At 66.6% G+C, this 25,432-nt stretch carries 23 protein-coding genes; 16 read left to right on the plus strand and 7 right to left on the minus strand.

What is annotated here, in order from left to right; all coding sequences use genetic code 11:
- Positions 1 to 240 precede the first annotated feature (240 nt).
- Together AC5Y5E_RS26235 and AC5Y5E_RS26240 are read left to right on the plus strand one after the other, a co-directional pair.
- Entirely contained in the window at positions 241 to 672 is a 432-nt protein-coding gene (locus tag AC5Y5E_RS26235) for an MmpS family transport accessory protein (protein WP_499906211.1), read from the plus strand.
- The gene (locus AC5Y5E_RS26240) at positions 669 to 3,563 is read left to right on the plus strand and encodes an MMPL/RND family transporter (RefSeq protein ID WP_499906213.1); all 2,895 of its coding nucleotides are present in this window, start codon (positions 669 to 671) and stop codon (positions 3,561 to 3,563) included. The genes AC5Y5E_RS26235 and AC5Y5E_RS26240 overlap by 4 nt, the downstream gene beginning before the upstream one ends.
- Before the next feature lie 33 nt (positions 3,564 to 3,596).
- Here AC5Y5E_RS26240 and AC5Y5E_RS26245 read toward each other — a convergent pair whose 3' ends face one another.
- The 6 genes from AC5Y5E_RS26245 to AC5Y5E_RS26270 form a co-directional block, all read right to left on the minus strand.
- The gene (locus tag AC5Y5E_RS26245; protein WP_499906215.1) at positions 3,597 to 4,379 is read right to left on the minus strand and encodes an SDR family oxidoreductase; all 783 of its coding nucleotides are present in this window, start codon (positions 4,377 to 4,379) and stop codon (positions 3,597 to 3,599) included.
- An 82-nt stretch (positions 4,380 to 4,461) separates the two neighbouring features.
- On the minus strand, positions 4,462 to 4,866 hold the full coding sequence (locus AC5Y5E_RS26250; RefSeq protein WP_499906217.1) for a DUF732 domain-containing protein: 405 nt from the start codon (positions 4,864 to 4,866) through the stop codon (positions 4,462 to 4,464).
- A 156-nt stretch (positions 4,867 to 5,022) separates the two neighbouring features.
- Complete coding sequence (locus AC5Y5E_RS26255; protein WP_499906219.1) at positions 5,023 to 5,910, minus strand: hypothetical protein; 888 nt, start codon at positions 5,908 to 5,910, stop codon at positions 5,023 to 5,025.
- Complete coding sequence (locus tag AC5Y5E_RS26260) at positions 5,907 to 7,154, minus strand: acyl-CoA dehydrogenase family protein (RefSeq protein ID WP_499906221.1); 1,248 nt, start codon at positions 7,152 to 7,154, stop codon at positions 5,907 to 5,909. The genes AC5Y5E_RS26255 and AC5Y5E_RS26260 overlap by 4 nt, the downstream gene beginning before the upstream one ends.
- A 91-nt stretch (positions 7,155 to 7,245) precedes the next feature.
- Positions 7,246 to 7,611: a DUF1801 domain-containing protein gene (locus tag AC5Y5E_RS26265; protein ID WP_499906223.1), complete on the minus strand. Its 366-nt coding sequence runs from the start codon at positions 7,609 to 7,611 to the stop codon at positions 7,246 to 7,248.
- A 28-nt stretch (positions 7,612 to 7,639) separates the two neighbouring features.
- Entirely contained in the window at positions 7,640 to 8,659 is a 1,020-nt protein-coding gene (locus AC5Y5E_RS26270) for a zinc-dependent alcohol dehydrogenase family protein (RefSeq protein ID WP_499906225.1), read from the minus strand.
- Positions 8,660 to 8,817: 158 nt separating this feature from the next.
- Between AC5Y5E_RS26270 and AC5Y5E_RS26275 the strand changes: the two genes are divergently transcribed.
- The 3 genes from AC5Y5E_RS26275 to AC5Y5E_RS26285 are packed head-to-tail and all read left to right on the plus strand — an operon-like array spanning position 8,818 to position 11,285.
- On the plus strand, positions 8,818 to 9,624 hold the full coding sequence (locus AC5Y5E_RS26275; protein ID WP_499906227.1) for an acyl-CoA thioesterase: 807 nt from the start codon (positions 8,818 to 8,820) through the stop codon (positions 9,622 to 9,624).
- Positions 9,625 to 9,664: 40 nt separating this feature from the next.
- Complete coding sequence (locus AC5Y5E_RS26280; protein ID WP_499906228.1) at positions 9,665 to 10,183, plus strand: nuclear transport factor 2 family protein; 519 nt, start codon at positions 9,665 to 9,667, stop codon at positions 10,181 to 10,183.
- A gap of 7 nt (positions 10,184 to 10,190) precedes the next feature.
- The gene (locus tag AC5Y5E_RS26285; protein ID WP_499906230.1) at positions 10,191 to 11,285 is read left to right on the plus strand and encodes an NAD-dependent epimerase/dehydratase family protein; all 1,095 of its coding nucleotides are present in this window, start codon (positions 10,191 to 10,193) and stop codon (positions 11,283 to 11,285) included.
- 35 nt (positions 11,286 to 11,320) lie between these two features.
- Here AC5Y5E_RS26285 and AC5Y5E_RS26290 read toward each other — a convergent pair whose 3' ends face one another.
- Positions 11,321 to 12,292: an aldo/keto reductase gene (locus tag AC5Y5E_RS26290; RefSeq protein WP_499906232.1), complete on the minus strand. Its 972-nt coding sequence runs from the start codon at positions 12,290 to 12,292 to the stop codon at positions 11,321 to 11,323.
- A 45-nt stretch (positions 12,293 to 12,337) separates the two neighbouring features.
- Here AC5Y5E_RS26290 and AC5Y5E_RS26295 point away from each other — a divergent pair, with 45 nt between their 5' ends.
- The 11 genes from AC5Y5E_RS26295 to AC5Y5E_RS26345 all read left to right on the plus strand — a co-directional run bounded on the left by AC5Y5E_RS26295 (position 12,338) and on the right by AC5Y5E_RS26345 (position 25,336).
- Entirely contained in the window at positions 12,338 to 13,687 is a 1,350-nt protein-coding gene (locus AC5Y5E_RS26295) for an acyltransferase family protein (protein WP_499906234.1), read from the plus strand.
- Between the two features lie 153 nt (positions 13,688 to 13,840).
- Positions 13,841 to 14,161 (plus strand): hypothetical protein, encoded by a 321-nt coding sequence (locus AC5Y5E_RS26300; RefSeq protein WP_499906236.1) that lies wholly within the window; start codon positions 13,841 to 13,843, stop codon positions 14,159 to 14,161.
- Positions 14,162 to 14,239: 78 nt separating this feature from the next.
- Positions 14,240 to 14,911 carry a TetR/AcrR family transcriptional regulator gene (locus AC5Y5E_RS26305; RefSeq protein WP_499906238.1) on the plus strand — a complete coding sequence of 224 codons (672 nt, stop codon included), beginning with the start codon at positions 14,240 to 14,242 and terminating at the stop codon, positions 14,909 to 14,911.
- 637 nt (positions 14,912 to 15,548) lie between these two features.
- Entirely contained in the window at positions 15,549 to 16,262 is a 714-nt protein-coding gene (locus AC5Y5E_RS26310; protein ID WP_369830390.1) for an MlaE family ABC transporter permease, read from the plus strand.
- Positions 16,262 to 17,137 (plus strand): ABC transporter permease, encoded by an 876-nt coding sequence (locus AC5Y5E_RS26315; RefSeq protein ID WP_499906240.1) that lies wholly within the window; start codon positions 16,262 to 16,264, stop codon positions 17,135 to 17,137. The genes AC5Y5E_RS26310 and AC5Y5E_RS26315 overlap by 1 nt, the downstream gene beginning before the upstream one ends.
- Positions 17,138 to 17,142: 5 nt before the next feature.
- Positions 17,143 to 18,459: an MCE family protein gene (locus AC5Y5E_RS26320; RefSeq protein ID WP_499906242.1), complete on the plus strand. Its 1,317-nt coding sequence runs from the start codon at positions 17,143 to 17,145 to the stop codon at positions 18,457 to 18,459.
- Positions 18,456 to 19,496: a virulence factor Mce family protein gene (locus AC5Y5E_RS26325; RefSeq protein ID WP_499906243.1), complete on the plus strand. Its 1,041-nt coding sequence runs from the start codon at positions 18,456 to 18,458 to the stop codon at positions 19,494 to 19,496. Before AC5Y5E_RS26320 ends, AC5Y5E_RS26325 begins: the two co-directional genes overlap by 4 nt.
- Positions 19,493 to 21,052, plus strand: coding sequence for a virulence factor Mce family protein (locus AC5Y5E_RS26330; protein WP_499906245.1), 1,560 nt, complete (start codon positions 19,493 to 19,495; stop codon positions 21,050 to 21,052). Before AC5Y5E_RS26325 ends, AC5Y5E_RS26330 begins: the two co-directional genes overlap by 4 nt.
- Positions 21,049 to 22,617: a virulence factor Mce family protein gene (locus AC5Y5E_RS26335; protein WP_499906247.1), complete on the plus strand. Its 1,569-nt coding sequence runs from the start codon at positions 21,049 to 21,051 to the stop codon at positions 22,615 to 22,617. Before AC5Y5E_RS26330 ends, AC5Y5E_RS26335 begins: the two co-directional genes overlap by 4 nt.
- Positions 22,614 to 23,792 (plus strand): virulence factor Mce family protein, encoded by a 1,179-nt coding sequence (locus tag AC5Y5E_RS26340; RefSeq protein ID WP_499906249.1) that lies wholly within the window; start codon positions 22,614 to 22,616, stop codon positions 23,790 to 23,792. The genes AC5Y5E_RS26335 and AC5Y5E_RS26340 overlap by 4 nt, the downstream gene beginning before the upstream one ends.
- Positions 23,786 to 25,336 (plus strand): virulence factor Mce family protein, encoded by a 1,551-nt coding sequence (locus tag AC5Y5E_RS26345; protein WP_499906251.1) that lies wholly within the window; start codon positions 23,786 to 23,788, stop codon positions 25,334 to 25,336. The genes AC5Y5E_RS26340 and AC5Y5E_RS26345 overlap by 7 nt, the downstream gene beginning before the upstream one ends.
- Positions 25,337 to 25,432: the final 96 nt, after the last annotated feature.

The raw sequence follows: 25,432 nt of genomic DNA on the forward strand, positions 1-25,432 counted from the left end.
GTCGAATAGTTACCTAGATCACCTTTGTTTGCACGGTCTGCAAATTATGCAGGCGATGTATTATGCTTTGGTGGCGTCAGGCGGGGGTTCGGCGATGCAGGGGCAGATTTCCCAGGGGCCGACGGCCCAAACCGGGCGGATCACGGCTGCTCTTGAACTGCGTTGTGGCGCAACGTAATGCGGCGACCACCTAGCGGGCGACGCGGCACCATCGGTTGACCAGGAGAGGAATCCACACAGGTGCAGCTATCCAGGGTCGTGCGCAACGCGTGGTTGCCGCTGTTGATCGTGGCGGTGGTGGTGATCGGCGGCTTCGCCGTGGTGCGGGTCAAGTCATTCTTCGCCGCCGAGAACGCCACCATGGTGAGCCCGCGGCAGGAGGATTCCAAGCCGTTCAAGCCCAAGGTCGTCAAGTACGAGATCTTCGGTTCGGCCAGTCACGCCAACGTCAACTACCTGGATCTGTCCGCCGACCCGAAACGGATCGACGACGCGCCACTGCCCTGGACCCTGGTCCTGAGCACGACCGCCCCGTCGGTCTTCCCCAACCTCTCGGCACAAAGCGACGGTGACCGCCTCGGTTGTCGCATCACGATCGACGACGAAGTGAAGGACGAGAAGATAACCGACGGCGTGCACGCCCTGACCTTTTGCTTGGTGAAATCCGCATGAGCGCAAGCGCTGAACACCCGACCGACACCCTCCCGATCACCAGACACGCCGTGCGCCCGGCGATCCCGCGAATCATCCGAACGTTCGCCGTTCCCATCATCCTGGGCTGGATCGCGATCATCGCGGTGCTCAACACGATCGTTCCGCAGCTGGACGAGGTCGGGAAGCTGCGCTCGGTCTCGATGAGCCCGGACGACGCGCAATCGGTCATCGCGACGAAACACATGGGTGACGTCTTCCGCGAATACAAGTCCAACAGCTCCGTCATGATCGTGCTGGAGGGCCAAAATCCGTTAGGCGCCGACGCCCACGCCTACTACGACCAGATGGTCAAAAAGCTCGATGCCGACACCAAACACGTCGAGCACGTCCAGGACATGTGGAGCGATCCACTGAGCGGCGCCGGTGTCCAGAGCAACGACGGCAAGGCCGCCTACGTCCAGGTCTACCTCGCCGGCAACCAGGGCGAGGCCCTGGCCAACGAGTCCGTCGAGGCCGTGCAAAGCATCGTCAAAAGCATCCCCGCGCCGAACGGGGTCAAGGCCTACGTCACCGGACCCGCCGCCGTGCAAGCCGATCAGCACATCGCCGGTGACCGCAGCCTGCAGGTGATCACCACCGTCACGTTCATCGTGATCATCGCGATGCTGCTGTTGGTCTACCGGTCCATCATCACGGTTCTGCTGACGTTGGTGATGGTCGTGCTCGAACTGTCCGCCGCGCGCGGCATGGTGGCCTTCCTCGGCTACTACAACATCATCGGGCTCTCCACCTTCGCCACCAACCTGTTGGTGACGCTGGCGATCGCGGCCGCGACCGACTATGCGATCTTCCTGATCGGGCGATATCAGGAAGCCCGGTCGGTCGGTGAATCGCGAGAAGACGCCTACTACACCATGTTTGGCGGCACCGCACACGTGGTGCTCGGGTCGGGCCTGACCATCGCGGGCGCGACGTTCTGCCTGCACTTCACCAACCTGCCGTACTTCCAGACGCTGGGCATCCCATTGGCCATCGGCATGGTGGTCGTGGTCGCGGCCGCGTTGACCCTTGGCCCCGCGGTGATCTCGGTGGCAGCGCGATTCCGCCAGACGCTCGAGCCCAAGCGGGCGCAGCGGACCCGCGGCTGGCGCAAGGTCGGCGCCGTCGTCGTCCGGTGGCCCGGCCCCGTGCTGATCGTGACGATCGCGATCGCGCTCGTCGGCCTGCTGACGCTGCCCGGATACCGAACCAACTACAACGACCGCAAGTACCTGCCCGCCGACCTGCCGGCGAACGCCGGTTACGCGGCCGCGGACCGGCACTTCTCGAACGCGCGGATGAATCCCGAGCTCCTGATGATCGAAAGCGACCACGATCTGCGCAATTCCGCCGACTTCCTGGTCATCGACAAGGTCGCCAAGGCGATCTTCCGGGTGCCCGGAATCTCTCGTGTGCAGGCGATTACGCGTCCGCAGGGCACGCCGATCGAGCACACCTCGATCCCGTTCCAGATCAGCATGCAGGGCGTCACCCAGCAGATGAATCAGAAGTACCAAGCGGACCAGATGGCCGACATGCTGCACCAGGCCGACATGATGCAGACCACCATCGACAGCATGGAAAAGATGCAGAGCATCACCGCGCAGATGGCCAACGACATGCATCTGATGGTCAAGAAGATGCACGAGATGACCATTGACATCGACGAATTGCGCCAGCACATGGCCGATTTCGAGGATTTCTTCCGGCCGATCCGCAGCTACTTCTACTGGGAAAAGCACTGCTACGACATCCCGGTGTGCTGGTCGCTCCGGTCCGTGTTCGACGCCCTCGACGGCATCGACACGATGACCGACGACATCGAGAGCCTGCTGCCCATCATGGATCATCTCGACACCCTGATGCCCCAGATGGTGGCGCTGATGCCCTCCATGATCGAGAACATGCGGGCGATGAAAACGACCATGCTGACCATGTATTCGACCCAGAAGGGCCTGCAGGATCAGCAGAACGAGGCTCAGAAGAACTCGAACGCGATGGGCAAGGCGTTCGACGCGTCCAAGAACGACGACTCGTTCTACCTGCCCCCGGAAACGTTCAACAACGCCGAATTCAAGAAGGGCATGAAGAACTTCCTTTCGCCCGACGGCCACGCCGTGCGGTTCATCATCAGCCACGACGGCGATCCGATGACGCCAGAGGGCATCTCGCACATCGACGCGATCAAGAAGGCCGCTTACGAATCGCTGAAGGGCACGCCGCTGGAGGGCTCCAAGATCTACCTCGGCGGCACCGCGGCAACCTACAAGGACATGCAGGACGGAAGCAACTACGACCTGCTGATCGCCGGAATCGCCTCGCTGTGCCTGATTTTCATCATCATGCTGATCATCACGCGCAGCGTCGTCGGCTCGGCCGTGATCGTCGGCACCGTCTTGATCTCCCTGGGGGCGTCCTTCGGCCTGTCCGTGCTCATCTGGCAACACCTGATCGGCATCGAACTGCACTGGATGGTCCTGGCGATGTCGGTCATCATCCTGCTGGCCGTCGGCGCCGACTACAACCTGCTACTGGTGTCCCGCTTCAAGGAGGAGATCCACGCCGGGCTGAACACCGGCATCATCCGGGCAATGGGCGGAACCGGATCCGTGGTCACCTCGGCGGGGCTGGTGTTCGCCTTCACGATGATGACGATGGCCGTCAGTGAGCTCACGGTCATCGGCCAGGTCGGCACCACCATCGGCCTGGGGCTGTTGTTCGACACGTTGATCGTGCGGTCGCTGATGACACCGTCGATCGCGGCGCTGTTGGGCAAGTGGTTCTGGTGGCCGCAGCGCGTGCGGCAACGGCCGATCCCTTCACCCTGGCCCACACCGGACAAGAAGGCCGAATCCCTGGCGACGGTCTAGGACCGCTGCGCCAGTTTCGACGTGGCTAACGCGCTACGTCACCCACTCGGGCTGCTGGCTGGCGTCGACCGCCGAGAAGTCCTTGTGCGCAAGGCCGGCGGTGGTGCCGCCGTCCACGACGAACTCGGAGCCGGTCGAATAACTGGACTCGTCGCTGGCCAAATAGACGACGAGGTTGGAGACCTCTTTCGGCTGGGCGATCCTGCCCAGCGCGGTGTGGAAGATGTCTTCGGGGACCCACTCGGTCATCGGCGTCTTGATCAGCCCGGGATGGATCGAGTTCACCCGGATGCCGCTCGGGCCCAACTCCAGCGCAGTCGACTTCGTCAGGCCCCGCACCGCGAATTTGGTTGCGGTGTACCCGTGGCACGCGATGGTCCCGGCCATCCCCTCGATGGACGAGATGTTGATGATCGATCCCCGTCCCGCGTCTTTCATCGGTTTGGCCACGGCGCGGATGCCGAGGAAGACCCCGGTCAGGTTGACGTCGAGGATCTTGTGCCACTCGGAGAGTTCGTAGTCCTCGATGGTGCCGATGTTGAGGATGCCGGCGTTGTTCACCAGCACGTCGACCCCGCCGAACTCGGTCACGGCGGTGGCCACCGCGGCTTCCCAGTGTTCGGGCTTGGTGACGTCCAGGTGCACGTAGCGAACGGCGTCACCGAGCTCGGCCGCGACGGCCTTGCCCTCGTCGTCCAGGATGTCGCCGAACACCACCTTGGCGCCCTCGGCCACCAGGGTGCGCACATGCGATGCGCCCATCCCCCGCGCGCCGCCACTGACGAGCGCGACCTTTCCCGCCAACCGTTCTGCCACTGCGCGTCTCCTGTCGTATCGGTGCGTCGCTTGCACCATACATATGCGCGCAATCGTATGACCAGGACTTCGCCGAGGGCCCTTACTTGCTTGGCTTGCTAGCCGGGTGCTTTCCGGGGCAGTAGTCCGCGGTGGCCGCACCGACGAACATCTCCGCTTGTGACTGGCTCAACCGGTGCGCGCCCGTCAGCTGGTCGATCTCATCCTTTTGGCTGTACCCGGCATTGAGGTCTTTGCACATGACCTGGGCCGCCTTCACGTCCATTGCCGGGCCACCAAGGTCGACGCCATGCGCCTGCAGGTAATTCGTGAAGTCCTCGTCGGTCTGGTCTGCGCGCGCGACGGTGGCCGGCATCAGCATGACCGCCGCCAGCACGCCGAACGCGCACGCAGAAATCTTGCTAAGCATTCCGTGCTGCTTCATCGTTCCCCCATTACTTTCAAGGCTCGACACTGGTTCGGGATTGACCCAAACCGCCAAAATCACACATCGGACTATTTCTAACATTCACCGTGTCTAACGTCGATGATTGCCAATGGCAACGATCATTGCCTGCCAGGTCACGTGCGTCAAGGGCCGAGGCACGCCGCGGCCGTCGCGGAGGAAAGCTTTACCGGCCGTTGGCCGTTAATTCCGGCTGAATTAAATCCCGCGGGGGGTCACAGTCTCGAAGATCGCCGCGGCGGACGTGATGGCCTTGTCCGCGTTTCCTTCGTCGTGCAGGAGCATGCGCACACCGATGCGTCCGGGCCCGCCTCCTGAACCGGCGTGCGCCGTGCCCTCCACGCGGAACGGGCCCACCTTCCCGCGTGACATGAACATCACGTGCCAGCTGACGACCTGAACCTTCCTGATGCCGGCGATCGCGGCGGCCAGGTCGGTCGCCGCGGTCTCGAGGACGACGTGTTGCGGCCCGATGTGCAGTGCGGCATCCGGCGACGCGAGCTCGGCGCTCAGCGCGGGCAGCACCCAGTGGCCGTCGTCGCGCTTGCTGGCACCGAAGGCCTGCCACAGCGGAGGCAGATCGGGCGAGTCCTCGATCACCAGCTCGGTGCCCGAAACATCCATCTTGTCAAGGCCTTCCGGCGGCACGCCGATGACGGCCCCCTGCCCCTCGTTGAAGGCGATCACCCGGTCGGGGTTGTCGGCGTCGACGATCTTGCACCGCCCGTAACCCATGGTCCGGCCCTGGTGCACGATGCCGGACCCGACGATCTCGATCCGCGTGACGTCGTAGCCGGGGTCGATGATCTGCACTGACGCGATGACCGGGTTGGGCACCGCGACCATGTCGGTCTGGCATCCCTCCGGGGAGGAGATCGCCAGCGGCGCCACCATCAGTCCACCGGCCTCGTTGCGCATGTCGCGGCGGATGGTGACGGTGTCGTCGGTCTCGCCGACGTTCATCGCCGAGTGGTTGCGGCCGATGTAGCGGTAGCTGAGCAGCCCGGTCCAGCGCCGGAACAACTCGTCGCGGTAGGCGGCGGTGTCGTCGGCCAGCTCTCGGATGTCGCGAAGTCGGTCGCTCACTGGTGGTTCCCCTTTGCGGCTTTGCCTCGGCGCACCTGGTTGAACGGGACACCGCGGTCGGCGGCGTACTCGCGCGGAAAGTTCAGGACCCGTTCGCCGATCACGTTGCGCGACATCTCCGTCGTGCCGCCCCCGATGCTGGCGATCTGACGGCCCAGGTATCGCGTGCCGATGCCGAGCAGGCCCGCGCCGTCCTCGACCACTCCCGCCGACCCGGCGATCGCGAGGGCGGTGTCGTTCTCGACGTCGTGCACCTCGGCCATGTCGAGCCGGATGATCGATCCCGCGGCGGGCGGCAGGGATCCGTCGACGACGGCGTGGTAGACGTGCTCGCTGAGTTGCCCGTGTACCGCCCGGTGGACCAGGACGCGGCCGACCATCTCGCGGACGCGTTCGCTCTCCCCTTGCTCGATGCCGTCGACCAATGCCATCAGGTCGATCGAAATGTCCTCGGCCTCAGCGATTCCGGGTCCGCTGGTGTACTCCGAGCCGTCGCCCATGGTGCGGCGCTCGTGGTAGAGCTGTCGTGACGCGACGTCCCACCCTTTGCCCGGTTCTCCGACGACGGCGTCGTCGCCGACGTCCACGTCGTCGAAAAACTCCTCGCAGAACTCGACCGATCCGTTGACCTGACGGATGCGGTTGATCGTCACCCCGGGGTGTCGAAGCGGCAGCAGGAACATCGTGAGGCCGTTGTGTTTGGGTGCGTCCCAGTCGGTTCGGGCCAGGCACAGGCCGTAGTCGGCGGCGAACGCCCAGGTGCTCCACGTCTTGGCGCCGTTGATGACCCAACGCCCGTCGCGGCGGTCGGCGCGGGTGATGACGCCCGCGAGGTCCGAACCGCCGCTGGGTTCGGAGAGCAGCTGGACGAGCACTTCGTCGCCGCGCAGCGCCGCACCGATGTGGGTGCGCTTCTGGTCCTCGGTGCCCATGTCCAGGATCGTCGCGCAGCAAATCGCGAACGACGGGACGTTGAGCAGCAAGGGCGTCTCGTAGGCCGCCGCCTCGGCGTCGAACGCCTTCTTGTACTCGTAGCCCAGCCCGAGGCCGCCATACTCGCGGGGAAAGCAGATCCCGGCGAACCCGCCGTCGTACAACTTGCGTTGCAGTTCGCGGGCGCGCCGCCACGACGCAAGTTCGTCGCGCTCGAGGACCATGGCGTCGGCGGAATCCAGCCGCGGCAGATTCTCGGCCAGCCAGGCCCTGGCCCGGCCGCGGAACTCCTCGACCGACTCCGGGCTCACCGAATTCGCCTGTGCCTCATCGCCGATGGCCTCCTTGACCTTGTGCTGGGCGACTGTACAGCACCGCCCTGCGGGTGTACAGGCCGGGACACTAGGACGCGTTCAGCCTCACCGCGGCGCGAACGAGCGCCTGGAACGCGTCCTCGTCGACCTTGTCGCCCTCGTGGAAATCGATGGCTCGCCTCGTGTTGCCGTCGAGGCTGGAGTTGAAGAGGCCCGACGGGTCGTCGAGCGAGGCGCCCTTGGCGAACGTCACCTTGACCGCGCTCTTGTACGTCTCGCCGGTGCAGATCATCCCGTCGTGGTACCAGACCGGCACGCCCCTCCACTTCCACTCCTCGACCACGTCCGGGTCGGCCTGTTTGATCAATTCCCTGATGCGCGAGAGCATTTCGCCGCGCCAATCGCCCAGTTCCTTGATCCTGGCGTCGATGAGCTGCGAGGGAGAGTCCGTCATGGTCGTCGTTGCCTTCCCGATGGTTGCGTCAGGGGATGGTTATCGCGATCTTGCCGACGTGCTCGCCGGCACGCAGCACGGCCACTGCCTCGTCCAATTTCCCCCAGTCGAAGACGTGGCTGATGTGGGGCTTGATCCCGGTCGCCGATATTAAATCGCACAGGTCCCGGTGTGCGCGCACGCTGCCCACCGTGATCCCGATGATCCGCAGGTTGTTGAGCATCACTTCCGCCACCGAGATGGGTGCCGTGTCGAAGCCGCTGAGTACGCCGACCACGGTGATGGTGCCGCCAGGTCGCGCCGAGTGCACCGACTGCGCCAGTGTGGCGGGGCCGCCCAGATCGACGACCAGGTCGGCGCCCTTGCCGCCCGTCAGCCGCTTCACCTCGGTCTCCCAGGCCGGGGTCGCCCGGTAGTTGATGAGATGCGTTGCGCCCAAATCCGATCCGATTTTCAGCTTGTCGTCGGACGACGACGTCAAGATCACCGTGGCGCCCAGCGCGCGGGCCAGCTGCACGGTGAACAGCGATACCCCGCCGGTTCCCTCGGTCACCACGACGTCGCCGTCGCCGATGTGGGCTTCCGTCAGGGCGCTCCAGGCCGTCACACCGGCGCACGGCAGGGTGGCCGCTTCGATATCGCTGAGGTGCTCGGGCGTGCGAACCAGGCCCGAGGCGTCGGCGACCCGGTACTGCTGCAACCACCCGTCCTCGCTGTCGCCGGGCAGCTCCCGTTTGGCCTCCGGCGTGGGCGGCCCGTCCGGCCAACCGGGGTGAAACGCGCCCATGACGCGGTCCCCCAGTTGAAGTCCGTCCACCCCGGGTCCGACCGCCACCACCTCTCCGGCGCCGTCGCTCATCGGCACGCGCGGCCACGGGCCCGGGAGTAGCCCCATGAGGTTGACGTTGTCGTGAAAGTTCAGGCTCGACGCGCGGACCCTGACCAGTGCCTGGCCCGGACCGGGTTCGTCGACGGGCCTGTCCACGGTCTCGAGGGGCGCGCCGGGCCCCGGCATCACCACTGCGCGCTGACGGTCCGGAATGCTCATGCGATGAGCGCCTCCTCACGTTTTGGCGTCATAACGACGCGACCGGCGGCCCCAGCCTTGACCCCAATCCGGCGGTCAGGCCCGTCGGGAAGTAGTCTGCCGACGACTCGCATCGGTGTGCGACCACTGCCCGATGCTATGGCGATCAAGGAATCGGCGTGACCGGCACACACCCTTTTGACAGTGCGCTAACCCTCGACGTGATCGATGCCGACCTCAGGCGGGGCGCGACCCATCCGGAGTGGGCCAACATGGTGGGCCCGTTCGGCGGAATCACCGCGGCCGCCATCGTGCGGGCGATCGACACCCACCCCGACCGCATCGGAGAACCGTTGGCGTTGACCGTCAACTACGCCGCACCGGTGGTCGACGGCGACTTCGACCTGTCGCTTCGGGTCGTGCGCACAAACCGCACCAATCAGCACTGGAACGTCGAGCTTCGCCAGGACGGCGAGGCCAAGGCCACGGCGACGGCGGTGTTCGCGACGGCCCGCGAGACCTGGGCCGACACCGAAGCCCGCCCACCGGGCGCGCCACCGCCGGAAGAGGTCGCTCCCGGGGGCATGGCTGACGTCATTCGCTGGGCACAGCTCTATGACATGCGGTTCGTCGAAGGCCCGATGCCCCGCGCCGGCGCGCAACCCAGCCCATCGTCGACGACCACCCTGTGGGTGCGCGACAAAGCGCAACGCCCCGTCGACTATCCGGGGCTCACGGCGCTCTGCGACGTCTTCTACCCCAGGGTCTACTTGCGCCGCGGTGTTGTGCCGGCGGGCACGATCTCGTTGACCACCTATTTCCTCGCCGATCAGCGCCAGCTTGACGCCGTGGGAGGCGACTTCGTCTTGGCCACCGCCCACGCCAACCGCTTCTCCGGCGGCTACTTCGACCAGAGCGCAAAGGTATGGACCCGGGATGGTGTACTGCTGGCCACCACGCACCAGATCGTCTACTTCAAGGGTTGAGGGGTTACAGTTTCGGGGTGAACTGTCACGCTGGGCCGCGATGACGGAGCGGACCGCCGAAGACAACGCCACCGCGCTGCTGGCGATCGAGGCCATCAAACAGCTCAAGGCCCGCTACTGCCGGTACCTCGACGCCAAGGACTGGGCGGCTTGGCGGGCGCTGTTCGCCGACGACTTCGTCAGCGACACGTCCGCGGCGGGCGGCAAGCTGATCGTCGGTGCGGACGACTTCGTGGCGTTCACCCGCAAGGGCATCGGACGTCCCGCGCAGGCGACGGCGCACCAGGTGCACGCGCCCGAGATCGAGCTGACCTCGGCGACGACCGCGCGCGGGGTGTGGGCGCTGCAGGATGTGGTCCGCTTCGGGCCGGGGGTGAGCCTGGTCGGGTACGGTCATTACCACGAGACCTACGAGAGGATCGACGGGCGCTGGATTATCAAGAGCTCCAAGCTGACTCGGCTGCGGGAAGACGTCGTCACCCCGCTGTTCTCGATCTTTATCTCGGACCGCATCCGGCGGGCAGCCACCAAGCTCGCCGGCCGATTGATGGAGCAGTGATACGCCGATGAGTGTTGGCACGATTCTGATCACCGGCGCGTTCGGCCAGGTCGGCAGGCGATGCGCGCAAATCCTGCTCGACCGGGGACGCACCGTCGTCGCCACCGACCTGCGGACCGACAAGACCCTGGCCGCCGCCTCCGAGTTGTCCCAGGGCGGCGGGCGACTGATCGAGGCCTACATCGACCTGCTGGACGCCGAGGCGGTCGGCGACCTGGTCGCGATCCATCGGCCCGAAGCGATCATTCACCTCGCCGCCGTCATCTCGCCGCCGTCGTATCGGAATCCCGCACTGGCCCGACGGGTCAACGTGGGGGGCACCGAGAACCTGCTGGCGGCCGCCGCCCGACTGCCCGATCCCCCGCTGTTCCTGATGGCGTCGAGCGCCGCGGTCTACGGGTCCCGCAACCCGTACCGCCATCCCGAGCGGATCACCCCGGACACGCCGGTGTCGCCGATCGACCAGTACGGCGAGGACAAGGTGCTGGCCGAGGCGGCGATCCGGGCCAGCGGCCTGCCGTACGCGATGTTCAGGTTGGGCGGGGTGATTTCGCCGGACACCCAGGCGGGCATCAGTGGCGACCACCTGACCCTGATGCGGTCGATGCCCGGCGACAACCGCATCCACACGGTGGACGCGCGCGACGTGGCGCTGGCATTCGTCAACGCGGTCGACCGCAAGGCCACGATCGACGGCAAGGTGCTGCTGATCGGCGGCAACGAATCGTATGTGCTGCTGCAGCGCGACCTCGAGGACGACCTGATGACCGCCGCCGGCCTGGGCCGGCTCGGCCCCTCGGCGAGCCTGCCCGGCGACCCCGGCGACGACCGCGGGTGGAGTTTCACCGGGTGGTTTGACACCACGGAAGCCCAAGCGCTGCTTGACTTCCAAGAGCACGACTGGCATCAGACCACAGCGTGGGTCGCCGAATCCCAGGGCCGCATGCGCCTCGTCCTGTGCGCGCTTGGCCCGATCCTGCGACCGGTGCTGCGCGCCCTCCTTCAGCTGCAGCGCCGGGCCGAGGGCCGGGGTCCGTACGCGGACCCGTGGGCGCTGATCGAGAAGAAGTACGGCCCGGCGGCGCTGGCCGCCTCGGAGTAGCGCGAACGGCTAGCTGCGCGGAGCGGACAGCGCAGCTACCGGTCGATCCAGCCCATCTGCGCCTCGGCGTGGTGGCCACCGACCGGCGGGGTGAGTCGGTCGATTCTCGCGAGTTGGTCGGGCGCGAGCTCGACGGCGTCGGCGGCGGCGTTCTCCTCGAGCCGGTTGACGCGTTTTGTCCCCGGAATCGGCACGATGTCAGGCCCTTTCGCGAGCAGCCAGGCCAACGCCACCTGCGCTGGGGTGGCGCCCACATCGGCGGCGATGTCGCGCAGCTCGTCCGCGCTGCGCAGGTTGTGCTGGAAATTCTCGTCGAAAAACCGGGGGTTGGTCTTGCGGTAGTCGCTGTCGGGAAGCTCCCCGTTCGAGCGGATGGCGCCGGTGAGAAACCCGCGGCCCAGCGGCGAGTAGGCGACGAACCCGATGCCCAGTTCACGTAGCACGTCGAGCACTCCGTCCTCGGGATCGCGGGTCCATACCGAGTATTCGGACTGCACGGCGGTGATGGGATGCACGGCCTGCGCACGGCGGATGGTGTTGACTCCCACTTCGGAAAGACCGATGTGCCGGATCTTTCCGGCCGCCACCAGCTCGGCGAGGGCTCCGATCGTGTCCTCGATCGGGGTGTCGCGATCGAGGCGGTGTTGGTAGTAGAGGTCGATGCGGTCGGTCGCGAGCCGCTTCAGGGAACCTTCGACGGCGATGCGGATGTTGGCGGGGCTGCTGTCGAGGCCGTTCCGGCCGGTGTGGGAGATCAGGCCGAACTTCGTTGCGAGAACCACCCGATCGCGCCGGCCCTGAAGGGCGCGAGCGACGAGTTCCTCGTTGACGTAAGGGCCGTAGACCTCGGCGGTGTCGATCAGCGTGACGCCGAGGTCGATGGCGCGGTGGATGGTGCGAATGGATTCGGCGTCATCGGTGCCGGCACCGGCATACGCGACGGACATGCCCATCGCGCCCAGGCCGAGGCGTCCGACTTCGAGTTCGGCGAGATGAGCCCGTTTCATCGCCCCATTGTGCGCCGGGCGACTCCCGGCCGTGGGACAGGTACCGTGGCGCTCGTGCAAGACACCGCGCGACCGGACCGCAATCTCGCGGCCGACTTCTATCGCGTGTCCGGTGTGGTGCTCATCGTGCTGGGGCATTGGTTGGCCGGCTCGGTGACCTATCACGACGGATCTTTCGGCCGGCAGAACCCGCTCGTCGACATACCTTGGACCCAGTGGCTGACCTGGCCCTTCCAGGCCGTCCCGACGTTTTTTCTGGTCGCCGGCTACGCGGGCGCGTTGTCCTGGACGCATCGGCACGAGACCGACGGCGTGTCGCGTCAGGCCTGGCTTCGGCACCGCCTGGCCCGGGTGCTGGGCCCGACGGCGGTTTACGTCGCGCTGATCTCGGCGGTGGTGGCCGCGCTCGACGTCGGCCACGTGGCCGGCACGACGCTGGAATACGCGGGCTGGGCGGTCGCCATGCATCTGTGGTTCCTGGCCGTGTACCTGATCGTGGTGTCGCTGACCCCGATTGCGGTTGCGGCACATCGGCGTTGGGGACTCCTGGTGCCGGCGGCGCTGGCGCTGGGGGTGGTGGCGGTGGACGCCCTTTCGATCGGTGCCCACGTGCACAATCTTGGCTGGGTCAACTACCTGCTGTGCTGGGGCACCTTCTACCAGCTCGGGATCGCTTGGCGCGGAGGGCTACTGGGCGGTCGCCGACCAGTGCTGCTGGCCGCCTCCTCGGCGATCGCGCTGGCGCTGCTAATCGGGCTGGGGATGTATCCGGTCAGCATGATCGGCGTTCCCGGGCAGACGATCGATAACACGACGCCGCCCACCGCGGCGCTGCTGGCGTTCGGATGCGCCCAGGGCGGACTGGCGATAACGCTGGCCCCCGCACTGAATCGGGCGCTCCGTGCCGACCGGATCAAGCGGGCGCTGGCCATCGGGAACAACAACGTGATGGCGCTGTACCTCTGGCACATGATCCCGGTCGTGATCGTCGCGATCGTCGCGTATCCGGCGGGCCTGCTGCCGCAACCGCCGGAGGGTAGCGGAGCGTGGTGGCTGGCCCGGCTGGAATGGGTGGTCGTCCTCGGCGTGGTGACGGCGGTCGAACTGGTGTTGTTGTGGTCGCTGCGACGCCTTTTTGCGGCCCCGCTGCCCATGGTCGGTACGCCTATCACGGAACTCTGGGGTGAAGTGTTCATGCTGGTGGGCGCGGCGCTGGCGGCCGCTGGCCTCCATTTCTTCGCCTACGCCGGCTTCGCGCCGGACGGTCACCTACCTTGGGTGACCGCGTTAGTCTTTGCCGCCGGAGTGGTGCTGGTGGCGCTTCGCCCCGCGAAGGCCGAGCGCGCGGCCGATCCGGCGCCCCCGGCCGAAGGGACTCGAGCGCGCCGGCGTTGACGGCCTCGCCCGTTTGGCAAGCGACTTACGACCTCATGAGAGGGGCCGTAATGCCCTGGTCGGAGGTAGTATTCGGGAGCAACGTCTCCGGCAGGTTCGGAACGTTTGAGCGCCCGGACCGCAAGGAGACACCCTCGGTAAGGGAGTATGCAGATGTTAGACAGCCTCGCGGTCACCAACAACCACGGCCCTCAACGGCGCACCCGGGAATCGGATGCCGAACTACTGCAGGAATCCGGTGTGCACAAGCTCGTCGTTCTCGACCGCGACGGCAACTGCCTGGCATTCGTATTGGCTTGGGACGGCTTCGAATACGACGAGGAAACGGACGCCTATGTGTGCGTCGCCGATCGGGATGGCAGGGAACTGCTGACCGTGTACACCGCGGGTGAGATCAACTCGGCCCCCGGCGAGAACATGTACGCCGTGACGGCGCCGGATGGATCCGGCTCGGGACACCGCGGCCCCCGCTGACCAAACCGTTATCTGTATTCGCGTCGCCGGCCGCTATGATAGACCGTTCGTACGGTTAGTTATGCCGAAGGGTTCAAGATGCCCAGGTCGCCTGGCAGGCGCAGCGAGATTCTGGACGCGTTCGTCCGCTATGTCGCCGAACGTGGTTATGACAGAACGAATATCGGCGACATCGCCGACGAGCTCGGCATGTCGAAGGGCACGATCGTCCATCACTTCGGCACCAAAGCCCAGATGTTGCGCGAGCTCGAAGAGACCCATCTGGCCCTCCAACTCGATGTGCTGCGGATGGCATGGGACCGCCTGGCCGCGCCGCACGAGCGCATCGCCGCGATCATCTACGCCTCCGCACTGCTGCAGGTGAGCGCCCGCCACGCGACCGTTGCGAGCCAGCGCGAGGTGGTCCAGCTCTCCGACGACCCGGCGATGCAGCACGTGCGCAAGCTGCGCGATCAATTGCAAACACACGCGGTTGACGAAATCCGCAACGGGATAGACGTCGGCGTGTTCCGAAGCGTGGACATCGAATTGGCGGCGCTGCAGCTGTGGGGATCGCTGGAGTGGATGTGGGTGTGGTTCGATCCCGCCGATTCCCGGACACCCGAGCAAGTCGGCGCGGCTTTCGTCGACGTGTTCCTCGGCGGGCTCCTGCTCGACCGCATCGGGCTCGGCAAGTGGACGAATCCTTCCACCGGCGTCGTCTCGGTGGTGCGCGAGTGCCTCGCCGCGGTCACGGCCGGCGGACGCTGACGGCGGATCGGCGGAACATCTTGCGCGGGAGCCGAATTCGCCGGTAGGCGGCGCTGAGCCGCCCTGCGCGCGCCAGGCACCGTGAAGCGCAAAAGCCCTGGTAAAACCGCACGTTCCGCGGATCGACCACCACGTTTTGGACGAAATCGGCCGAGATTTGCAATTTATTGACCGCACGTACGGTCTAATGCGATAGTTGCAGCGTGGCGCAAACGATGGCGGCGTGGGGCCGACGGGCGGGGACCGGGGCCACCGCCTGGGAGGACCACGTTGTCGGCCCGCACTTGCAACCGCGTGATGCGCGACGCGCGGGGTCGCGCAGAGCACCGTTGGGCAAAGTCGCGACGCGCGGCAGCCGGCAAGTGTCGGTACTCGAGCCGCCGCCTAAATGCTCTCTGCTGCCCCGGTTTTCGGGGCAGCGTCACCCTATGGGCGGGGTTACGGATCGGAACCACGCCCGGCGCCTGCGCCTGTCCCCCGCGCCGCCGCATGGCTCACGTGAACGGCCGGCAGACGGATCGCGGTCCGATACGCATTCGCCTCGGGGTCCGCGCCGATGACCACGACACACTCGTTTGCCGGCAAAGTGGGCCAACGAATCCGGCCGGGCACGGAAGTGGCCGGTGGGTTCTTCCGGATGTGCGTGCTGACCGGTAAAGCCCTGAGGCAACCGTTCGAGTGGCGCGAGTTCATCTGGACCGGCTGGTTCCTCATGCGGGTATCGCTGCTGCCCACCATCGCGGTGTCGATCCCGGAAACCGTGCTGCTCATCTTCACGCTCAACCTGCTGCTCGCCGAGATCGGCGCCGCCGACGTGTCCGGTGCCGGCGCCGCGATCGGCGCGGTCACCCAACTCGGCCCGATCGTGACCGTGCTGGTGGTCGCCGGCGCCGGGGGCACCGCCATCTGCGCCGACCTGGGCGCCCGCACCATCCGCGAGGAGATCGACGCCCTCGAGGTGCTCGGCATCGACCCGATCCACCGGCTGGTGGTGCCGCGCGTCGTCGCCTCGACGATGGTCGCGGTGCTGCTCAATGGCCTCGTGGTCGCCGTCGGCCTGGGCGGCGGCTATCTGTTCAGCGTTTACCTGCAGAACGTCTCGAGCGGCGCCTACCTCTCCACGCTGACGGCGCTGACCGGCCTGCCCGAGGTGGTGATCGCGTTCATCAAGGCCGCGACGTTCGGGCTGATCGCCGGCCTCGTCGGCTGTTATCGCGGGCTCATCGTCCGTGGCGGGTCCAAGGGTCTGGGCACCGCCGTCAACGAGACCGTCGTGCTGTGCTTCATCGCGCTGTTCGCGGTCAACGCGGCGCTGACCACCATCGGCGTCCGGTTCGGAACGGGGCGCTGATGACCGCCACTTCAGCCGCGCCGTCCACACTGCGGGTCCGCTTCACGCGGGACAGCCTCAGTCGGTACGGGGAGGCCCCGGCCCGGGTACTGGTCGAGATCGGACAGATGGTCTGGTTCGCGATGACCGCCGTCGGCCAGATCCCCTTCGCCATGCGCCGCTACCGCAAAGAGATGTTGCGGATGGTCGCCCAGATGGGGATGGGCACCGGCGCGATGGCCGTGGTCGGCGGCACCGCCGCCATCGTCGGCTTCATCACCCTGTCCGCGGGGTCGCTGGTCGCCATCCAGGGCTACGCGACGCTGGGCAACATCGGTGTCGAGGCGTTCACCGGGTTCTTGGCCGCCCTGGTCAACGTGCGGTTTGTGGCGCCGGTGGCCGCCGGTCAGGCGCTGGCCGCGACGGTCGGCGCCGGCGCCACCGCGGAACTGGGCGCGATGCGCATCAGCGAGGAGATCGACGCGCTGGAGGTGATGAGCATCCGGTCGGTCGCGTTCCTGGCGTCCACCCGGGTGGTGGCGGGCCTGATCGTCATCATCCCGCTCTACGGGTTGGCGATCACCCTGGCCTTCGTGTCCCAGCAGGTCACGACGGTTTTCTTCTACGGGCAGTCCGCCGGCACGTACAACCACTACTTCCACACGTTCCTGCGTCTCAACGACGTCGGCTGGTCGTTCGCGGAGGTGATCCTGGTCGCGGTGGTCGTGATGACCACGCACTGCTACTACGGCTACACCGCCAGCGGCGGTCCGGTCGGCGTCGGTGAAGCCGTCGGCCGGTCGATGCGGCTGTCGTTGATCACGATCGTTGTCGTCGTCGTGCTGACCGCGATGGCGGTCTACGGCAAAAGCCCGAACTTCAACCTCACGGTGTAGCCGCCATGACAACCCCGACGCCGCAGATCAAGGATCATCCGCCACGGACCCCCCCGTACAAGACCGCGGCCGCGGTGTTCCTGGTGGTCGCCGCGGTGGTGTTGTCGTTCGTGTGGCTGCAGTTCCGGGGCCGGCTCACGCCGAAGACGCCACTGACGATGGTGGCCCCCCGGTCGGGTTTGGTGATGGATCCGAATTCGAAGGTGACCTACAACGGGGTGGAAATCGGCCGGGTGGCCAGCATTTCGCAGATCCAGCGCGACGGCGTGCCGGCGGCCAGGTTCGTCTTGGACGTCGAACCCAAGTACATCGACCTGATCCCGGCCAACGTGGAGGCCAACATCAAGGCGACCACGGTGTTCGGCAACAAATATGTGTCGTTGACCTCTCCGAAAAACCCGACACCGCAACGTGTTACGACGCAACAGGTGATCGAGGCGCGGTCGGTGACGACGGAGTTCAACACGTTGTTCGGGACGATCACCTCGATCGCCGACAAGGTGGACCCGGTCAAGGTGAACCTCACGCTGGCCGCGGCCGCGCAGGCATTGACCGGGCTGGGTGACAAGTTCGGGCAATCCATCGTCAACGGCAACGCCATCCTCGACGACATCAATCCGCAGATGCCGCAGATCCGCCACGACATTGCGCGGTTGGCCGCCCTGGGCGACACCTACGCCAACGCCGCGCCGGATCTGTTGGACTCCCTCAACCACGCGGTGGTCACGGCGCGCACGCTGCACCGCCAGGAGGCCGACCTGGACGCCGCCTTGCTGGCCGCGGCGGGGCTGGGCAACACCGGTGAGGACATCTTCCGACGGGGCGGCCCGTACTTTCAGCGGGGCGTCGCCGATCTGGTGCCCACCGCCCAGCTGCTCGACACCTACAGTCCCGAATTCTTCTGCACCATCCGCAATTACTACGACGAAGAACCCGCGGCATTCGCGACGACGGGCGGCGGCAACGGCTACGCGCTGAGAACCATGACCGAGCTGACGTCGGGCCTGGGCGCCATCCTGACGCTGCCGGGACTGGCGGGCACCGTGCTCACCCAGGGACTGTTAGGCCTCGCCGGGCTGGTGGGCGGCGCGCCGAATCCCTATGTGTTCCCGGACAATCTGCCGCGAGTGAACGCGCGCGGCGGCCCCGGGGGTGCGCCGGGCTGTTGGCAGGCCATCACCCATGACCTGTGGCCCGCGCCCGAGCTGGTGCTGGACACCGGCGCCAGTCTGGCGCCATACAACCACCTGGATACCGGCTCCCCGTACGCCATCGAGTACGTCTGGGGCCGCCAAGTCGGGGACAACACGATCAACCCATGAAAATCACCGGCTCCGCGATCAAGCTCGCCATCGTCTCGTTGGTGCTGTCACTGATCACCGTCTCGATCGTGGTGGTGTTCGCCCAGCTGCGCTTCAATCGCACCAACAGCTATACCGCCGAGTTCAGCAACGCCAGCGGCCTCAAGGACGGCCAGTTCGTCCGCGCCTCGGGAGTGGAGGTCGGCAAGGTCAAGAAGGTGCGGCTGGTCGACGGCGGCCGCAAGGCGCAGGTGGACTTCGCCGTCGACCGCTCGATACCGCTCTACCAGTCGACGACGGCCCAGATCCGCTACCTCGACCTGTTCGCCAACCGCTTCCTGGAACTGAAACGCGGCGAAGGGACGGGCGCCGACCGCGTGCTGCCGCCGGGCGGATTCATCCCGCTGTCCCGAACGTCACCGGCATTGGATCTCGACGCCCTGATCGGGGGCTTCAAACCCCTGTTCCGGGCGCTGGATCCGGAAAAGGTCAACACCATCGCATCGGCGATCATCACGGTGTTCCAGGGTCAGGGCGGCACCATCAACGACATCCTCGACCAGACCGCGCAGCTGACCTCACACCTGGCTGAACGCGACGAGGCGATCGGCGAGGTGGTCAAGAACCTGAATGTGGTGCTGGACACCACGGTTCGGCATCGCAAGGAGTTCGACCAGACCGTCGACAACTTCGAACGGTTGATCACCGGGCTGGAAAACCACGCGGACCCGTTGGCCGCCGGCACCGCGAACATCAGCAACGCCGCCGGCACGGTGGCCAACCTGCTGGCCGACAACCGCGCCCTGCTGCACAAGGAGATCGACTACCTTCAGGCGCTCCAGGGCCCGCTCGTCGACCAGAGGGATCAGCTCAGCGACCTGATCCACAAGACGCCGACCGCGCTCAACCTGATCGGACGCAGCATCGGCCTGTACGGCGACTGGGTGAACTTCTACCTCTGCGACCTGACGATCAAGTGGAACGGACTGCAGGCCGGCGGCCCGGTCCGGACGGTCAGGATCTGGCAGCAGCCCACCGGCAGGTGCTCGCCGCAATGAGAACGCTTACCGAATTCAACCGCAGCCGTGTGGGTCTCATGGGCATCACGGTGTTGATTCTCGGCGTCATCGTGGGCCAAAGCTTCACCAGCGTGCCGATGATCTTCGCCAGTCCGAGCTTCTACGGTCAGTTCACCGACACCGGCCAACTGAACAAGGGCGACAAGGTGCGCATCTCCGGCGTGAATGTCGGCAAGGTGGAGTCCTTCGACATCGACGGCGACCACGTCCTGATCAAGTTCAACATCGGCGCGAACACCATCGGCACCGAGAGCCGGCTCGCGATCAAGACCGACACCATCCTGGGTAAGAAAGTCCTCGAGATCGAGCCGCGCGGAAACCAGGTATTGCGGCCGGGCAGCGTCTTGCCGCTGAGCCAGAGCACCACGCCCTATCAGCTCTACGACGCGAACTTCGACATCACCAGGGCCGCCGCCGGCTGGGACATCGACACCGTCAAGCGCTCGCTGAACGTCTTAACCGAGACCATCGACCAGACCTACCCACACCTGAGCGCCACGCTCGACGGTTTGACCAAATTCTCCGACACCATCGGCAAGCGCGACGAACAGATCAAGCACCTGCTCGCGCAGGCCCACCAGGTGGCCGGCGTGCTCGGTGACCGCAGCGAGCAGATCAACCGGTTACTGGTCAACGCGAAGACGCTGCTGGTCGCGTTCAACGAACGCGGCCGGGCCATCGACGCGCTGCTGCAAAACGTTTCCGCCTTCTCGACGCAGGTGCAGGGGTTCATCAACGACAACCCAAGCCTCAACCCCGCGCTGGAGCAGTTGCACGCCATCACCGATGTGCTGGTGGCGCGCAAGGACGACCTGGCCCAAACCCTCACCTACGTCAGCCAATTCGCCGCATCGCTGGGGGAATCCGTCGCATCGGGACCGTACTTCAAGATCGTCCTGTCCAACCTGCTGCCGTACTGGATCCTGCAGCCGTTCGTCGATGCCGCCTTCAAGAAGCGCGGTATCGACCCCGAGGACTTCTGGCGCAGCGCCGGGCTGCCCGAATTCCGCTGGCCCGACCCGAACGGCACGCGGTTCCCGAACGGGGCGCCACCGCCGGCACCTCCGGTGCTTGAGGGCACGCCGGATCATCCGGGACCGGCCGTCCCGCCGGGCACAGCGTGCTCCTATACCCCACCGGCCGACGCGCTGCCACGGCCGTGGAACCCGTTGCCGTGCACGGGCGTAAACGTCGGCCCGTTCGGCGGCAGCTTCCCGGCGCCGATCGACGTGCAGGGCTCGCCGCCCAACCCGAACGGCCTGCCCCCGACGCCGGGGATCGCGATCGCCGGGCGTCCGGGTGAACCGCCCCCGGACGTGCCGGGCACGCCGGTGCCGCTGCCGACCCAGGCGCCGCCGGGTGCGCGCACCGAGAACCTGCAACCGGCGGGCCCGCCACCGCCGCCGTCGACCTTCGCGCCCGGCCTGCCGCCGGGGCCGCCCGCGCCTCCCGGACCCGGAAACCAGCTGCCGGCCCCGTTCATCAACCCCGGCGGCACGGGTGGCAGCGGCATCACGGGAGGTAGCCAGAATTGAGTGCCGTCAACACATTTCGTAACCTGCGGGGCCGCCGGGTCATCGGGGCGCTGGTGGTGGCGCTGGCCCTGCTCGCCGGGTACCTGGGTTTGCAGCTCTACAACAAGCTGACCACCAACACCGTCGTCGCGTACTTCCCCCAGGCGAATGCGCTCTACGCCGGGGATAAGGTCCAGATCATGGGCGTCCGCGTCGGCGCGGTCGACAAGATCGAGCCGGCCGGCGACAAGATGCGGGTGACGTTCCACTACGACAATAAATACAAGGTGCCCGCCAATGCGTCCGCCGTGATCGTGAACCCAACCCTGGTGGCGTCGCGCAACATTCAGTTGGAGCCGCCCTACAAAGGCGGCCCGGTGATGGGCGACAACGCGGTCATCCCCATCGAACGCACGCAGGTCCCTACGGAGTGGGACCAACTGAGCCAGAGCGTCGCCAACGTCATCAACAAGTTGGGCCCGACACCCGAGCAGCCAAAGGGCCCGTTCGGTGACGCCATCGAGTCGTTCGCCGACGGGCTGGCCGGCAAGGGCAAGCAGATCAACGCCACGCTGAACAGCCTGTCGCGGGCGTTGACCGCCCTCAACGAGGGCCGCGGCGACTTCTTCGCGGTGGTGCACAGCCTGGCGCAGTTCGTCAACGCCCTGCACAAAGACGACCAGCAGTTCGTCGCGCTGAACCAGAACCTGGCCCAGTTCACCGACAAGCTGACCGGAACCGATCGTGAACTAGCCACTGCGCTAAAGCAATTCGACTCCCTGCTCTCCACGCTGCGACCGTTCCTGGACAAGAACCGCGGCGTGCTTACCACCGATGTCAACAACCTCGCCACCCTGACCAACACGCTGGTCCAGCCCGATCCGCTGAACGGTCTGGAGACGGCTCTGCACGTTCTGCCGACGCTGGAGACGAACCTCAGCCAGATCTACCACCCGTCGCACGGCGCGGTCATGTCCATCCCGGCGATCCCGAACTTCGCGAACCCAATGCAGTTCGTCTGCAGCATGATTCAGGCCGGCAGCCGGCTGGGTTACCAGGATTCCGCCGAACTGTGCGCGCAATACCTGGCGCCGGTCCTCGACGCGATCAAGTTCAACTACCTGCCCTTCGGGCTGAACCTGTTCAGCACCGCCGAGACGCTGCCCAAGGAAGTCGCCTACTCGGAACCCCGGCTGCAGCCACCGAACGGGTACAAGGACACGACCGTGCCCGGGATCTGGGTGCCCGATACCCCGTTGTCGCACCGCAACACCCAGCCCGGCTGGGTCGTCGCCCCGGGTATGCAGGGGCAGCAGGTGGGGCCGATCACCGCCGGCCTATTGACCCCCGACTCGCTCGCCGAACTGATGGGCGGTCCGGACATCGCACCCCCGCAGTCGGGGCTGCAAACGCCGCCGGGACCGCCGAACGCCTACGACGAAAACCCCGTGCTGCCACCCATCGGCGTGCGCGCCCCGCAGGTGCCGATCCCGCCGCCGGCGCCCGGGCCCGGCGTGATCCCCGGACCGGTGGCACCGACACCCCCGCCCGCACAGGCGGCCGCATCGGCGGGACTGGGATCGTGAACGCGCTGCGCGCCTTCGGCATTCGCGTCGGGCACCGGGCGCGCCAAGCGGTGGCCCTGCTGGTCGCCGCCGCGGCACTGACGTCGTGCGCGAAGTGGCACGGAATCGCGAATGTGCCGATGCCCGGCGGTCCCGGCAGCGGGCCCGGCTCCTACGTCATCTACGTCCAGATGCCCGACACGCTGGCCCTGAACGACAACAGCCGGGTGCGGGTGGCCGACGTCTTCGTCGGCACGGTGCGCGCGATCGCTTTGAAGAACTGGGTCGCCACGCTGACGCTGCGGGTGGACAAGAGCGTCAAGTTGCCCCGGAACGCCACCGCCAAGATCGGGCAGACCAGCCTGCTGGGTTCTCAACACATCGAGCTGGCCGCGCCGCCCAACCCGTCGCCGGAACCGCTGAAGCCGGGCGACACCATCCCGCTGCAAAACGCGTCCGCGTACCCCACCACCGAACAGACGCTGGCCAGTCTCGCCATGATCCTGCGCGGGGGCGGCATCCCGAACCTGGAAACGCTGCAGGACGAGGTCTACAACATCGTGCACGGGCGGGCCGACCAGATCCACGCCTTCCTCGGCAAGCTGGACACGTTCACCGCCCGGCTCAACGAGCAGACCGATGACATCACCCGAGCCATCGACTCCACCAACCGGCTGCTGGCCTACGTGGGTCCCCGCTCGGACGTCATCGATCGGGTCCTCACCGAATTCCCGCCCCTGCTCAAGCATTTCGCCGACAAACAAAACCTTTTGATCAACGCGGTCGACGCGACGGGGCGGCTCAGCCAGGTTGCTGACCAATACCTGTCCGCCTCCCGGGGCGACCTGCACCAGGACCTGCTGGCGCTGCAATGCCCGTTGCGGGAACTGGGCCGTGCCGCGCCGTATCTGATCCGTGCGCTCAAGCTGATCCTCGTCCGCCCGTTCGACGTCGACGCCGTGCCGAAGGCGTTCCGCGGCGACTACTTCAACCTGTCGCTGACGCTCGACCTGACCATGAGCTCCGTCGACAACGCGATCCTGACCGGGACGGGATTCTCCGGCGCGCTGCGCGCGCTCGAGCAATCGTGGGGCCGCGACCCCGAAACGATGATCCCCGACGTCCGCTACACGCCGAACCCGAACGACGCCCCGGGCGGGCCGCTGGTGGAAAGGGCGGACAGAGGCCAATGCTGACCCCCTTCATCAAGCGTCAGCTGATCCTGTTCGCCATCCTGAGCTTCGTCACCGCGGTCGTGCTGGGCGGGTACTACCTGCAGATCCCCACCGCGGCGGGGATCGGCCAGTACACCCTGCAGGCGGACCTGCCGGCGTCGGGCGGTCTGTACAAGACGGCCAACGTGGCTTATCGCGGCGAAACGATCGGCAGGGTCATCGATGTCCAGCCGACCCAGTCGGGCGCGCGGGTGACCATGAGCATCGCCAACCGCTTCAAGATCCCGATTGACGCGACGGCCAACGTGCACTCGGTGTCGGCGGTCGGTGAGCAGTACATCGACCTGGTGTCGCCCGGCAACCCGGGCAAGTACTTCCAGCCCGGGCAGACCATCACCAAGGGCACCGTGCCCACCGACATCGGTCCGGCGCTGGACGCCGCGAACCGCGGGCTCGCCGCGCTGCCCAAGGAGAAGATCTCCTCGTTGCTCGACGAAACCGCCCAAGCCGTAGGCGGATTGGGGCCCGCGCTGCAACGGCTGGTCGACGCGACCCAGGCGCTCGCCGGGGATTTCAAGACCAACATCGGTGACGTCAACGACATCATCCAAAACTCTGGGCCGATCATCGACAGCCAGGTCAACTCGGGTGACTCGATCGAGCGGTGGTCGCACAACCTCGACATCCTGGCCGCGCAGAGCGCGGAAAACGACCAGCATGTGCGAAGCATCCTGACACAGGGCGCGCCGACCGCCGATCAGGTCAACGCGGTGTTCGGCGACGTCCGCGAATCGCTGCCGCAGACGCTGGCGAATCTCGAGATCGTGCTCGACATGCTCAAGCGCTACCACAAGGGCGTCGAGCAGTTGCTGGTGTCCTACCCGCAGGGCGCCTCGGAGGGCCAGACGGTGACGACGCCCTTCCCGGGCTATGCGTCGCTCGGCACCTCGCTGACGATCAACCAGCCGCCGCCGTGCCTGACCGGGTTCCTCCCCGCACCGCAATGGCGATCGCCGGCGGACACCAGCCTGGCGCCGATGCCGTCCGGAACCTATTGCAAGATCCCGCAGGACGCCCCGGCCAACGCCGTCCGCGGGGCGCGCAACCTCCCCTGTGTCGATGTCCCCGGCAAACGCGCCGCGACGCCGCGGGAATGCCGCGACTCCAGACCGTACGTCCCGGCGGGCACCAACCCGTGGTACGGCGATCCGAACCAGATCCTGACCTGTCCCGCGCCCGCGGCGCGCTGCGATCAGCCGGTCAAGCCGGGCCAGGTGATACCCGCGCCGTCCGTCAACAACGGCATGAACCCGGCGCCCTCCGACCGGGTGCCCGGGACACCGCCCCCGGTCAGCGACCCGTTGCAACGCCCGGGGTCGGGGGCCGTCCAGTGCAATGGGCAGCAGCCGAACCCCTGCGTGTACACCCCGGGCGGCCCTCCCGCGGCCGTTTACAGCCCGCAGAGCGGCGAACTGGTCGGGCCCGACGGCGTCAAGTACGCCGTCGAAAATTCCACCAAAACCGGGGACGACGGGTGGAAGGACATGCTGGCGCCGCCCCGCTGATGCGGATCCTGGTGAATCTGGCTGGCCTGCGGCGCTTTTGGATTTGGCCTCAACTCTTGGAGGGGGTGGAACTTCGCCCTCCCCCGCATGCCCGCG

Source organism: Mycobacterium sp. NGS54, assembly GCF_059812465.1.

Excerpts from the sequence above, each read along its gene's own strand:
- AC5Y5E_RS26300 (WP_499906236.1), top strand. The coding sequence starts at position 13,841 with ATGTTAGACAGCCTCGCGGTCACCAACAACCACGGCCCTCAACGGCGC.
- AC5Y5E_RS26280 (WP_499906228.1), top strand. The coding sequence starts at position 9,665 with ATGACGGAGCGGACCGCCGAAGACAACGCCACCGCGCTGCTGGCGATC.
- AC5Y5E_RS26240 (WP_499906213.1), top strand. The coding sequence starts at position 669 with ATGAGCGCAAGCGCTGAACACCCGACCGACACCCTCCCGATCACCAGA.
- AC5Y5E_RS26290 (WP_499906232.1), bottom strand. The coding sequence starts at position 12,292 with ATGAAACGGGCTCATCTCGCCGAACTCGAAGTCGGACGCCTCGGCCTG.
- AC5Y5E_RS26270 (WP_499906225.1), bottom strand. The coding sequence starts at position 8,659 with ATGAGCATTCCGGACCGTCAGCGCGCAGTGGTGATGCCGGGGCCCGGC.
- AC5Y5E_RS26265 (WP_499906223.1), bottom strand. The coding sequence starts at position 7,611 with ATGACGGACTCTCCCTCGCAGCTCATCGACGCCAGGATCAAGGAACTG.
- AC5Y5E_RS26345 (WP_499906251.1), top strand. The coding sequence starts at position 23,786 with ATGCTGACCCCCTTCATCAAGCGTCAGCTGATCCTGTTCGCCATCCTG.
- AC5Y5E_RS26325 (WP_499906243.1), top strand. The coding sequence starts at position 18,456 with ATGAAAATCACCGGCTCCGCGATCAAGCTCGCCATCGTCTCGTTGGTG.
- AC5Y5E_RS26315 (WP_499906240.1), top strand. The coding sequence starts at position 16,262 with ATGACCGCCACTTCAGCCGCGCCGTCCACACTGCGGGTCCGCTTCACG.
- AC5Y5E_RS26310 (WP_369830390.1), top strand. The coding sequence starts at position 15,549 with ATGTGCGTGCTGACCGGTAAAGCCCTGAGGCAACCGTTCGAGTGGCGC.
- AC5Y5E_RS26305 (WP_499906238.1), top strand. The coding sequence starts at position 14,240 with ATGCCCAGGTCGCCTGGCAGGCGCAGCGAGATTCTGGACGCGTTCGTC.
- AC5Y5E_RS26320 (WP_499906242.1), top strand. The coding sequence starts at position 17,143 with ATGACAACCCCGACGCCGCAGATCAAGGATCATCCGCCACGGACCCCC.
- AC5Y5E_RS26285 (WP_499906230.1), top strand. The coding sequence starts at position 10,191 with ATGAGTGTTGGCACGATTCTGATCACCGGCGCGTTCGGCCAGGTCGGC.
- AC5Y5E_RS26330 (WP_499906245.1), top strand. The coding sequence starts at position 19,493 with ATGAGAACGCTTACCGAATTCAACCGCAGCCGTGTGGGTCTCATGGGC.